Source organism: Streptomyces canus, from assembly GCF_001514145.1.
GTDB lineage: Bacteria > Actinomycetota > Actinomycetes > Streptomycetales > Streptomycetaceae > Streptomyces > Streptomyces canus.
Genome location: NZ_KQ948679.1, coordinates 1 through 11,434, shown reverse-complemented (window position 1 = coordinate 11,434; position 11,434 = coordinate 1). Strand labels below are relative to the sequence as shown.

Sequence of the window (11,434 nt, the reverse complement as noted above, 5' to 3'; positions counted from 1 at the left end):
GGGGCCGCGCACGGGCCCCGCCCCTCTGTCGGGCCTCAACTCCCCGCTCGGCGGCGGGCTTCACCAGCCCTCTTGAGGGACCACGCCCTGATAACCAGGAGCCGCATGTCCAACGTCTGGTTCGTCGCGCTCGTCCCCGCGGCGACGATCCTCACTCCCGCCCTCGTGGGCTGCCTCACGGCGTTGCAGATCTCCCGCACCCTCACCCGGACCTGGTCCACGACCTTCAACATCATGGCCAGCAAGCTCGACGCGGCAGCGCAGTCGCAACCTTCTGAGCCCACGCCCGCCGTGTCCACGCCGCAGGCCGGCGGCCGTCACAGCGCACGGCAGGCCAGGAGGCCGCGGTGAATAACCTTCCCGAAGAGCGCGAGCAGCGTGACGAGCAGATCGCCGAGTTACTCCAAGACGGAATGACCGTCGAAGAGATCAAGCGACGTCTGCAGACCAGCTATAGGGCCGTCGCCCGTGTCCGCGTCCAGCGGGGCATTGCCGTGCCGGTCGGCCGTACCCGACGCTCCCGTGAAGAGCTCGACGACCTCGAAGAGCAGGCCGTGACCATGTTGCGGGCTGGAGCCACACAGCGCGAGATCTACGCCAAGCTCCGGGTCGGCCCCATCATCCAGACCCAGCTGCGCAAGGAACACCACATCCCCGTCCAGCCGCGGAATGGCCGCAAGACGTCCCCTGCAGACGAGGGCGGCCCGTTGCTATAGCCGCGCCAGTGTCGCCGCGAGGATCAGATCGCGCCGGGGAGGCCGCTGTGTTCCAACCGCTCTCCGCGGCCGGCGTCGGCCCAGCGCATGCCGCGCGGCTTGACAGCTGCGGCCCTGCTCGGGAACACATGAGGTGCGCCGTCCCCGCAGTCGAGCCAGTACGCTGCTATGCGGGCATCTCAACTCACGGTATTGAGCAGACCGTTGAACGGGTATCTACCACGAAAAGCGCCGCTCGAATCGTGGTTATGATCATGATGTGGCGGGCGGGTTCTGAAGACTAGGTTGCCCCTGTGACCGCTTCTCCTCTGTCTGAAGCTCCCGACTCCCTGGCCTCACTCAGACATGCCCTCTTCGGCCCCCGCGCCGATCAGCTCCACGGGCCCTGGAAGAACCTGTTCGGCTCGTCCCTCTTCTCATTTCAGGAAGGGCTGACGCACCAGGCACGCGTAGAGCTGTCCTACCAGCGGCTTCGTATCGTGAACGAGGCGGTCGCCGACCCGGGTGCCCTGGCCTGCGACACCAATGCGCTGACTGCCCTGCACGAATGGGTGGGCACTGTGGACGCGGGCACGGGCACCATCGCCAGCATTCACTTCAACCTCTTCCTCGGGAGCCTGCTGGATCACGATCAAGGCGACCGTGACCTGGGCCCGTACTTCCGCATGGAGCGGATCGGCACGTTCTTGTGCACCGAGCAGGCGCACGGCAACGACGCTGCTCAGATGGAGACAACCGCGACGTTCGACCGGACCACGGGCGGTTTCGTGCTCAGCACCCCGACGCGGGGGGCGCGCAAGTGGATGCCCAACACGTCTGCGGCGGGCGGCCCGAAGGACGCTGTGGTGGCCGCACGCCTGATGATCGACGGGAAGAACGAGGGGGTCTTCCTGTTCCTGACCCCGTTGACCGACGCGCAGGGTCGTCATCTGCCGGGCGTCGAGGTGGAGTTGCTTCCCGAAACGGCCAGCAGCCCGGTTGATCACTGCGCCACCTCGTTCCATGGGGTCCGCCTGCCGTACGAGGCGTTACTGCAGGGCGATCACGGCCGGCTCAGCGCCGACGGCACGTTCACCAGCACCCTGGGCAGCCCTCGCAAACGGTTCCTGCGGTCCATCGGCCGCGTCACGGTCGGCAAGTTGTGCATGAGCGCCTCCAGCCTGGGGGTGACCCGGCACGCCCTGACTGTTGCCGTGCGCCACGGCCACCAGCGGATCACCTCCGGGATGACCAAGAAACAGAGAGTCCCTTTGATGGCCCACCGCAGCCACCACGGGCCACTGATCGCAGCCGTGGCCACCACGTACGCGGCCACGTTGCTGCACCGGGCCGCAGTTGCGCGCTGGACTCAGGCCGAGCAGCCGGAGCGCTCCGATGCCGAGCGCCTGGTGGCCATGGCCAAGGGATGGATCACATGGCAGGCGCGGCAGGTCATGACGGAGTGCCGGGAGCGGTGCGGGGGACAGGGGCTGGCGCTGGCGAACGGGATAGCCGGCCAGCTGGCTGCCAACGAAGGCACCATCACCGCGGAGGGGGACAACCTCGTCATCTGGGTCAAGGCCGCGGGGGAGATGCTGATGGGCGGCTTCACCCCGCAACCGCCCGGTGCGACCGATCCCGCCGAGTGGGCGCTGCAGGAGCCGGCGCATCTGAACGCCCTGCTGGCGGACCTGGAGCGCATCCGTCACGAACGGGCCCGCGGGCGGCTGCGTGCCCGACGGGTCGGCTCACCCATGGACCGCTGGAACGGCACCTCCCGTTCTGCGACGGCCCTGGTCGAGGCGCACGTAAACCGGCTGGCCGCGCAGGAACTCCTCACCGCGGCCAAGCAGGCCGCCGACCCGCAGGCAAGCCTGCTTCTGCACGACCTGCACCGGCTGTTCGCCCTGCGCTACGTGGCCGCGCACAGCGGCGAACTGCTCGCGCACGAGCGGCTGACCACGGAGCAGGTCCGTGCGCTGCCGGATGCGGTGGAGGCCGCCGTCGGGGCCCTGGCTCCCCACGCCCTGATGCTCACGGAGGCCTTCGCCGTGCCCGGCGAGCTCTTGGAGGACCATCCCATGCTGCGCATCGACCGGCCCGCTTCCCTCGTCCCGGCATGACCTCGCCCGGTGTCGACTGTGTGTCGCGGGCCGCAGGTCAGGCATACATCCGGCCGTGCTGGAAGTTGGCAAAGCTGTCCCCGGCGCTCAGCACGGCCACCATGCCCTTGCACAGCTTCTGATAGGAGTCGTGCTCCTCGCCGTTGAGGGTGATGCCGACGGCCGGTGCCTGCGGCCCGGTGGGCGTGGCGCGCTTCAGGGACTCGACCAGGTTGTAGGGGGCCTTGAGTTCGAGGACCTCGACCACCCTGCGGTAGCCGTCGAGAAGACGCTTGCGTTGATTGTCCGAGGTCCGCTGTACGGCGTGGAGGGCGTTCGCCAGCGGGCCGTAGCCCGCCTGCTCCGCTCCGGCCAGCATGGTGTAGCAGTCCCGGAGGGTCTGCAGATGTGCGGGACTCACCTCCACGGCGTACAGGCTGGTCAGCTGCTTTCCCCTGGGGCTGTGCAGCACGTACCCGCCCGACTGCGGTGGTGCCCCGTCGTCGGGGAGTTCCTCCCACTTGAGCACGGCGGGCAGTCTCTGGTGGATCGTGCGCCAGGTGTTGAAGGCGTCGCGGATGAGTTCGGCCTGATCCAGGTAGAGCTCCATCAAGGTGCAGTCGCGCAGGCTGGTCAGCAGAGGGTTGTCGATCTCGGTGAACCGGACCAGAAATTCCATGTCGTCCGGTAACAGCACGTGCATCGGTCGGTCTCCTCCCATCGGCGGCGTGCTCCGGCGTGCTAGGTGGTGGCCTCGAACAAAAGGGTCCAGACGCTGAGGCCGGCAGGGGTGTGAGACGCCATGAACCGCGCCGTGCCCGGTCCTCGCGTCCGGTGGTGCAACGGGAGTTCCTGGTTGTCCAGGCCGACGCGCGACTCGGTGAGCTGCTGAAGACGCGGATCGCGTTCCATGTCCGCGCAGATCCTCTGCACCGCACGGTCATCGGGGTAGCGGTGCCGGGCCAGCCGCAGCTCGGTCACCAGGCATGCGACCCACTTCTCCCGGTCGACGAGGACTTCGCGGGCCTCCTCGGACCACAAGGTCCAGCGCCAGAAGCTCGTCGGCGGCCGGCCCGTCGCGAACAGCTGCGTGAAGGGGTCGTTCGCGGCCACCACGTGCCCGTCGGGCATGAGTGCGCATGCCATCTCGCTCTGCCCGGCGAGCACCTGCCGCCAGTGCGGCGACGGCTGTTCTACCGGCAGTACCGGTTCGGCCCCGTACAGATCCAGGTAGGCGATGCGCAGGTGGTAGGGGCTGAACTTGAGGAGCTCGGTGATGCGCAGGAAAAGCTCGGGCTGGGGCCGGAAGTCGTTGTTCTCGACCTTCGCGTAGACGCCGGCTCCGCCGCCGAGGAGAACATCCACGTCGACCTGGCGCAGACCAGGGGAACGCGGTCCGCCCCGCCTGCTCACCAGCGGGGGCAGCCCGGCATCCGGCCGCGTCATCTTGCCGCGGTAGTACCGCAGCAGCCACTGCCACACGTGCTCGTAGTCGTGCTCGGGCTTTCGGCTCCTCACTCGCTTCTCCCGTGCTGTCGAGCGTTCTTGCAACGTTCTTCGCAGTCACACTGCGCCCGGAGTACGGGCCGTTGCTAATCGGCTCACCGGCCTTGACGATGAACGCAAATCAAATCATGTGAGTCACCCAATTTGGAACGGCGCCACATGCATCACCTCACGTCCATTTCCTCTTTGGGTGCAATTGCAAAGATGATCCCTTTAAGCGCAGACACCCCTTCTGTTTGATTTGCACGGGACAGGAAGGGTTGTACGTATGTCACTCTGCGTAGCAAAGTCAGGAGCTCACCGCGTGACCGTCATCGAGAATCCGGAAGGTGCCGACACCACCTCCGGCACCCCCGCAGCGCTCAGGATCCACCCCCCTGCCACGCACCGACTGGGGCCGTCCTCAGCCGCCCCCAGTGGGTGCCCGTTCCACCTGAAGGGGTCCGTCCCTGGACGGAGCAACGCCGCCGAGGGCAGCACCCTGCAGGTGTACGGCCCCGCCCCTGTGGCCGTGCTGCCGGGCGGTGTGCAGGCCCGGGTGGTTGTCGCCTACGACCTCGCCCAGCGCCTCGCCGCGGGAAGCGACGTCAGTCGCAACGCGGACCACTGGCCCGGCTTCCGCGACGGCAGCCTTGCCGTGGACGGCGTGCTCCGTCAGTGGGCCGGACCCCGCAACGCCCTCAACGCTGAAGGGGAGGAGCACACTCGGCTGCGCACCCCGATCCAGGCCGGCCTCACGCCTCGCCGGGTGCGCGAGATGACACCAGTGATCGAAGCCATCGTCGAGGAGGCCCTCGACGACCTGGAAGTCCTCGCGGCCGACTCCGGCATCGTGGACCTGGTGCCCAGCTTCGCCCTGCGGATCCCGCAACAGGTCATCACGCGGCTGATGGGCGTGCCGTCCTCACTCATGGGCCAGTTCGGCCGTGCAGCGACGGGACTGTTCGACACCTCGGCAGGCCCCGGGGACATGCAGCGCTCCATGGACACGGTGCTGGCGCTGCTGGGGGAGATAGTGGCCGCCAGGCGCGCCCAGCTCGGTGACGACCTCGTCAGTGACTTGATCCGCGCGGCCGGACAGGCCGACGACCCGCTGTCCGACGAAGAACTCCTGGCGCAGTTGATGCTGGTCGTCATCGCGGCCACGGAAACCACGGTGCACGCCATCGGCACGCTGATCGTGCACCTGCTGACGCGGCCGGCTCAGCGCGCTCTCGTGGTCAGCGGGGAGGTCTCCCTGGACGACGCTCTGGACGAAAGCCTGCGACTGCAGCCCCCGGCAGCCAGCGTCCCCCTGCGTTTCGCCGTCCGCGATTTCGAAGATGCCGAAAGCGGCCAGATGTTCCGGAAAGGCGAACCGATCCTGATCCACACCGCGGCCGTCGGCATAGATCCGAACGTCCACACCACACCCGGCGCCTACGACGTCCGCCGGCCGACCCGCCGCAAGCACCTCGCGTTCGGCCACGGACCGCACGTATGCCCGGGCGCCCCGCTGGCCCGGCGCGAAGTAACCATTGCCGTCTCCCGCTGGCTGAACCGCTTCCCCAAGGCCCGCCTGGCGGCCGACACCGCGCAGCTGCCTCAGCCGCCCTCCTTCATCGCCAACGGATTCACGAGGATCCCCGTCCGGCTGGGCTGACGCACAGCAAGGCGCGTTTTCGGGGGGTGCAGCCCGCTGCCCCCGAAAACGCGCGCCCCGCGGATCAGCTTGTGGACTCCGGTGCGGCCTCGCGCTTCGCCTTCAAGTCCTCCTGCAGGGAGGCGAAATAGGCCTCAGCATGCTGGGAGGTGGGGATCAGCTCGTGGCCACGTCCGACGGAGAGCTGCAACTGCGCCAGCGTCTCCGGCGTCGCCACGGATCGCACCATCTGCTGGTTCAGCACGGCCACCGCAGCCGCCAGCTCGTCGTAGTTCTCCCTGAAGCGCAGGTCCAGACCGACCCACGCGTCGATCCACAGGCCGGCCCAGTCACCGGGTTCCACTCCCGGCTGGAGCTCGCCCAGATCCCTGGCATGCGTCATCAGCTCCGTGATCACCGGGGTGTACGCCCGCCAGAGGTACCCGAAGAAGGCCTTCCCCTGTTCCGTCGCCAGCCGGTTCGCCGCCCTGATCACCGTCACACGAGGCGTCAGCACCGCCAGGAGAATCGACGCGTCGACGACACTCTGCAAGAGGGGCGAGGCCGGAGTGATCGAGTCAATGATCAGCGACTCGGTGACCACGCTGTACGCGAGCTCGTCCTTGTCTTTCCAGAGGTTGTACAAGGACCCCCTGGAGGCGCCCGCCCGATCCAGGATCTGGTCGACCGACGTCGCGGCGAACCCCTGCTCGGCGAACAGCTCTGCGGCAGCTTTAAAGATCGCGTCGTACTTCGCCCGCGCTCGGGCTTGAACTGGCTGCCGTGCCACCGTGCCTCCTGAGTTCCAAACCGGTCACCGCCCACTGCCGGACTGCAGGGCCCGACCGAGACAAAACCACTCACAGCGCGTGAGAGGTCTCTGTGTGCGGACAGTAAGCGATGAGGTTAGTCGCATCATCACTGCGCGCACTACGCCGCCGTTGATTCTTTCGCACCGCACATGATTGAGTCTCTGTAACCAAACCAGGTGACTGACCTTGTTTTGAGGGTCGGGGAGGCGGCGAACGTCTCCGAGACTCACGCATTCCAGGGCGCGTGAGCCAGGACACCTCGGGCCCCCAGGCCCGTGCGCCGCCCATCTGGATGGCTGGCAGGGACATGCCTCTCCTGTTGTCGCAGGAGAGGCACGCCCCGCCTTCGACTCGTTGCGAGTCACGCTCAGCAAACAACTGAATGTGGCCGTGTCCTGTTGTCGCAGAACACGGCCACCAGTGGCGGCTCGCGAGAGCCGCCCGCACCCAGAGCTCGAACCACGAACCTGCTGGGGTGACACAGAGGCGTGTTGTCGCACGCCTCGCATCAGGATAGCCGCACCTGTTCTGCTCACAGCAGGACTGGGCGCAACGTCCTGGGCTGGGGCCCCAGCACCCTCAACAGGAGGTTGCCGTGCGCCGTCCATGGACGCACCACCGCTTCACCCGCCGCGCGGGATCCGGACTCCTCGCCGTCGCGGCCGTAGCCGGCACCGCGACGATGCTGTCCGCCGCCCCGGCATCTGCCCTGAGCTGGCACTGCTCCAAGAGCTCCCACACCATCGACACGGCCAACTACTCAGGTCCGTGGCCTGACAACTGGAAGATCACCGTCCAGAACTGCGCGGCGCGCAGCGGGTCCTACGTCTACGGCAAGGCCACCATCAAGTGGGATGGGCCGACATTCAATAACACCCACCCGAACATCTTCGACGGCGCCAAGTACCGCCTGGTGCTGAAGAAGTCGGTCGCCGGCACCGACCCGACAGTGGCGAAGAAGGACTTCAACATCGAGGAGAAGCTGGAGACCAGCGCCAACTCCGGCTCGTACACGACCGGCACGATCAAGGCCAAGGTCAACTCCACGAAGGCGTACGCCGACGGCACGCTCCTCCTGGACTGGCATCAGTGCTGCGGCGGCTACAAGTCGTGGGGCTACGCGGCCTCGCCGAAGGCCTGAACCGCCAGCGACCGGTGGGCCTCCCAGGGAACTGACTCGGTTCTCGGCCGAACCGCCATGTACCCGCAACGGGCGCCCGACCTCCCCCCCCCGGGTCGGCTGGGGCTCCTTGCCCCACGCCGGGCTCCATCCGACCCGGTCAGCTGCTTCCCCTTCGCCCTCGCCACAGCTGTCCCGCCTGATCTGGCACACCCGAGAGGCCGTCATGCGCACCTCACCCCTGTCCTGGTCTGCCGCCCGTCTCGACTACGCCCTTGCGATCACCCGCGAAGAGCATCGCGCTGCACTCGCGATCTACCTGCCCGTCGGCTACCCGAGCCGTGCGGCAAGTCGCGACGCCCTGCTCGTGGCGGCCGACCATGCTGACGTGCTGGAGCTGGGAGTTCCGCACCCTCGTCCCCGCATGGACGGACCGGTGATCCAGCAAGCCGCTGCGCAAGCACTCTCGGACGGCTTCCAGATGCGGGACCTGTTCGCAACCGCCGTAGAGCTCACGGCCCGCACTAGTACGGCCCTGCTGGTCATGTCGTATTGGGAGCCGATCCGTTGCCACGGCCCGCAAGTCTTCGCGAGGGAGTTGGCCGCCGCCGGCGGCGCGGGGGTGCTCGTACCTGACCTCCCCCCGGCTTCGGCGGCGCTCTGGCACGAGGTCGCCACCGAGGCCGGCCTGTACACCGTCTCTTTGGCTCCACGCCACGCATCTGCTGCGCGTCTCGCCGAGCTCCGCGAGACGACGACCGGCATGGTCTACGCCCCCGCCACGCCGGGGCTGACCGGTACCCGCCGCCCGCTCAGTCCTCACCTGCCGCGCCTCGTACGCCACCTCCGCGAGGCCACTGGCCTGCCGGTCGCCACCGGAATCGGCATCAGCTCACCCAAACAGGCAGCCCTGGCCGCGGGGTTCTCGGACGCAGTGGTGGTCGGCTCCGCCGTCATCCGCCGTATGCAGGCCCACTCCGGCACTCCCGCCCCTGCCGCTGCAGCCGTGTGCCGCGACTTCGCCCAGGCCGTCCGCCGGGCACACCGGGCCGCGGCCTGAGCCCGCTGACCCGATGCGATCCGGAGATCCATTCGTGAGCCTCCCCCATCCCCACACCAACGCCGACGACGGCTTCGTCCCGGAATACACGTTTCCCGACTGGTACACGCGCAATGCCGCGCAACGTGCGGATGCCACACCTCCCGTGGCCTGGCACAGCGTCGACAACCCCGCACTCGATCTGGCAACTCGCTGCCGCACGTGCGCCGCGGCTGAGGTCGCCTCAGTCACCGTGCGCTCCCACCAGGGCCTGCTGGTGCTGATGCGCTGGCAGGCCATCGATGGCCCCTTCTGCCGGCCGTGCGGCATCACCCTCGTCCGCAAACTCACTGTCCGGACCCTGTGCCTGGGCTGGTGGAACCCACTTTCCCTGCTGATCTACGCCCCCGCGGCGCTGGTGTCCAACGCCGCCGCCGCCCGGCGACTGCGGCGCCTGCCGCCGTCCGTCCCGCTGCCCGGCCGTCCGCAGGCCGACCCCGGCGCCCCGGTCCTCCGGCGCCCCCAGGCGTACGTCGCTCTCATCCCCCTGGCCGCAGCGATCTGGCTCCTCGCCACCGCGCTGACCTCCGTCAGCTAATGCGTCAGCCTTTCGCGCGCGCTCCGCCGCGTCCAACCCGTTCCTCCCCCCTGTGCCTTCAGCAGAACGACTCGCAGATCGGAACCAAGATGAAGATCCGGAAGACCGTAGCCGCCCGAACCCTGGGGCTTGGCGCGGCGGTTGCCTCCTGCCTCATGCTGACGAGCGGCGTTGCCCAGGCGGGCTCCTTCGGCCCCAAGGCGATGGTCGACGTGGACGGCGTAAAGCGCGGTACGGCGCAGTTTGTAGCGAATGGTGACAAACTCACCGTCTGCGACACCAGGGCCGACGGCTTCGCGCCCAAGGTGTCCGTCTATTACGCCAACACCGACACCCTCGTGTGGCGCGTGACGGCCAACCTCGGCAAGGGCTGGTGCGTGAGCAGCAGCAAGAACCTCAGCGAGACGCGCAGGTACGACTTCTGGGCCACGGGCCTCAGAGCCCCAAGAGAAGCTTCCAGTACGGCAGCGCATCGGTGAGGTCGAGGACGGCCATATCCGGCTCGATCATCTGCACGCGGGGCGTGATGCCCTCGAGCAAGCGTCGCACCCGCTCGGCAAGTTCGGCGTCCGGTTCGGCCGGGAGGTCGAAACGCAGGTGGAGGATGTGACGGCCCATAGGGATCACCCCGCGCTTCCCTGGCTCCGGTGGCCGAGCCGGCGCAGGTCTGCTGAGCGGGTGCCGGCGGGCTGGAGATCCGCGTAGGGGTGCAGGCGGGCCCCGGCGGTGCCGTCGGCGAGGGTGCGTTGCGGGGTGGCCGAGCCTGCGGGGGTGGGGGAGGGGGTGGTGCGGCCGAGGAGGTCGAGGGCGGCCTGGGGCCCGTGGTCGCGGCGGGCGGCGGCCACCTCGTCCAGGTCCCAGGCCATCTCGCCGACCACGGTGCGGCGCGGGCCGCGGGCCTCAACCGTGCCGCGGACCAGCAGCAGCCCGGAGTGGAACACGGTGTGCGCGCAGGCTTCGTGGGAGTCCTCGAAGAAGGCGATATCCACCAGGCCCGAGCCGTCCTCCAGGGTGCAGAAGATGACCCGTTTCCCAGATTGGATTGGGGGCGTCTGCGTGGAGGCCCGCACTCCGGCGACCAGGACCTTCTGACCGGGCACCAGGCCGCGCAGGTGAGCGGCGTCGGTCGCGCCGACCTCGCGCAGCAGCCGGTGGTGGTGCTCCTTCCCTGTCAAGTCTATGTGTTCAGAGTTCCGGAAGGGTCGGTGGCTACTTTGGGAGGAGCCGAGCTCAGCCTGAAGGGGGCGGTGGGCTCGCGTACTGGGTGAGATTGCGTGCGGGTCCGCTGGCATGTTTGCCCAGGACTGGACCCTGTCTCCTTGCTGTAGTGCGACTTGGCCGAGCGGTGAAAGTCTGGTTACCCAGGCGGAATCCTCGGCTACGGTCACTGCGGAGGTGAATGCGTGTCCTGGCCATCTGTGATCATTCTGACCCCTTAAGCAGGCCGTACCAACCGACGCTTCAACCGGTAGAGCGTTGCCCGTGCGCAAACCGAGTTGTGATCTTCTTGATCGGATGGCAGGCTGACAAGACATCATGCAACAGTCATTCACCCCCTTGAACATCTTATTACCCTGAGCAACTTTCAGATTGGGTAAGGAGGGTGACGAATGATCGACATACGCATCGACACCAGCAGCTTGTCTCACACCCGCTTCGTGATCCCCGAGCATAATTCTGGGTTTATCGAAGGCGCCGACGCGCCCACTCTTCATGTGGCGCCGGGCGACTACAGCTTCCAAGTGGCGTCGGGCCTCGCGGCAACCTTCCATTTCACGGTCAGCTCAGACGGCCTTCTCAATTACCCGGATACATGCGACGCGTTCCTCGAAGGCCGCGGCTCCAATACCCTCACGGTGCACGGCTTCACGATAACGTTCGACGGTACTTCCCTTTCACATGATCTCTTGCCAATGATAAGCGGAGCACATGTTCTCACCC

12 protein-coding genes and 2 pseudogenes are annotated in these 11,434 nt (G+C 67.6%); 9 read left to right on the top strand and 5 right to left on the bottom strand.

The annotated features are described in order from the left end of the window. The first annotated feature begins 105 nt into the window (after positions 1 to 105). The 3 genes from AQJ46_RS45530 to AQJ46_RS45520 all read left to right on the top strand — a co-directional run bounded on the left by AQJ46_RS45530 (position 106) and on the right by AQJ46_RS45520 (position 2,818). Complete coding sequence (locus AQJ46_RS45530) at positions 106 to 351, top strand: hypothetical protein (protein ID WP_059211247.1); 246 nt, start codon at positions 106 to 108, stop codon at positions 349 to 351. After that, positions 348 to 716 (top strand): hypothetical protein, encoded by a 369-nt coding sequence (locus tag AQJ46_RS45525; protein ID WP_059211246.1) that lies wholly within the window; start codon positions 348 to 350, stop codon positions 714 to 716. The genes AQJ46_RS45530 and AQJ46_RS45525 overlap by 4 nt, the downstream gene beginning before the upstream one ends. Positions 717 to 1,009: 293 nt before the next feature. Continuing rightward, a complete protein-coding gene (locus AQJ46_RS45520) occupies positions 1,010 to 2,818 on the top strand; it encodes an acyl-CoA dehydrogenase family protein (protein WP_059211245.1) in 1,809 nt (602 codons plus the stop codon). 37 nt (positions 2,819 to 2,855) lie between these two features. Here AQJ46_RS45520 and AQJ46_RS45515 read toward each other — a convergent pair whose 3' ends face one another. Together AQJ46_RS45515 and AQJ46_RS45510 are read right to left on the bottom strand one after the other, a co-directional pair. Continuing rightward, positions 2,856 to 3,500, bottom strand: coding sequence for a hypothetical protein (locus AQJ46_RS45515; RefSeq protein WP_059211244.1), 645 nt, complete (start codon positions 3,498 to 3,500; stop codon positions 2,856 to 2,858). A 38-nt stretch (positions 3,501 to 3,538) separates the two neighbouring features. Beyond that, positions 3,539 to 4,315, bottom strand: a complete 777-nt coding sequence (locus AQJ46_RS45510; RefSeq protein ID WP_059211243.1) for an MmyB family transcriptional regulator — start codon at positions 4,313 to 4,315, stop codon at positions 3,539 to 3,541. Between the two features lie 292 nt (positions 4,316 to 4,607). On the opposite strand from AQJ46_RS45510, the gene AQJ46_RS45505 reads away from it, so the two are divergent. After that, positions 4,608 to 5,945, top strand: coding sequence for a cytochrome P450 (locus AQJ46_RS45505; RefSeq protein ID WP_059211242.1), 1,338 nt, complete (start codon positions 4,608 to 4,610; stop codon positions 5,943 to 5,945). 64 nt (positions 5,946 to 6,009) lie between these two features. Here AQJ46_RS45505 and AQJ46_RS45500 read toward each other — a convergent pair whose 3' ends face one another. Beyond that, entirely contained in the window at positions 6,010 to 6,714 is a 705-nt protein-coding gene (locus AQJ46_RS45500; RefSeq protein ID WP_059211241.1) for a TetR/AcrR family transcriptional regulator, read from the bottom strand. A 617-nt stretch (positions 6,715 to 7,331) separates the two neighbouring features. Here AQJ46_RS45500 and AQJ46_RS45495 point away from each other — a divergent pair. The 4 genes from AQJ46_RS45495 (at position 7,332) to AQJ46_RS55785 (ending at position 9,972) form a co-directional block, all read left to right on the top strand. After that, positions 7,332 to 7,877 (top strand): hypothetical protein, encoded by a 546-nt coding sequence (locus tag AQJ46_RS45495; RefSeq protein ID WP_059211240.1) that lies wholly within the window; start codon positions 7,332 to 7,334, stop codon positions 7,875 to 7,877. 205 nt (positions 7,878 to 8,082) lie between these two features. Continuing rightward, positions 8,083 to 8,916, top strand: a complete 834-nt coding sequence (trpA, locus tag AQJ46_RS45490) for a tryptophan synthase subunit alpha (protein ID WP_059211239.1) — start codon at positions 8,083 to 8,085, stop codon at positions 8,914 to 8,916. A 34-nt stretch (positions 8,917 to 8,950) separates the two neighbouring features. Beyond that, entirely contained in the window at positions 8,951 to 9,493 is a 543-nt protein-coding gene (locus tag AQJ46_RS45485; protein WP_225887602.1) for a hypothetical protein, read from the top strand. Positions 9,494 to 9,582: 89 nt separating this feature from the next. Beyond that, complete coding sequence (locus AQJ46_RS55785; protein WP_159064185.1) at positions 9,583 to 9,972, top strand: hypothetical protein; 390 nt, start codon at positions 9,583 to 9,585, stop codon at positions 9,970 to 9,972. Here the strand turns inward: AQJ46_RS55785 and AQJ46_RS45480 are convergent. Both AQJ46_RS45480 and AQJ46_RS45475 read right to left on the bottom strand, forming a co-directional pair. Beyond that, entirely contained in the window at positions 9,929 to 10,111 is a 183-nt protein-coding gene (locus tag AQJ46_RS45480) for a hypothetical protein (protein WP_159064184.1), read from the bottom strand. The genes AQJ46_RS55785 and AQJ46_RS45480 overlap by 44 nt on opposite strands. A 5-nt stretch (positions 10,112 to 10,116) precedes the next feature. After that, a pseudogene (locus tag AQJ46_RS45475) lies at positions 10,117 to 10,656 on the bottom strand (OB-fold nucleic acid binding domain-containing protein); the annotation flags it as partial. 447 nt (positions 10,657 to 11,103) lie between these two features. Here AQJ46_RS45475 and AQJ46_RS45470 point away from each other — a divergent pair. Next, positions 11,104 to 11,434 (top strand): annotated as a pseudogene (locus AQJ46_RS45470) (hypothetical protein); the annotation flags it as partial.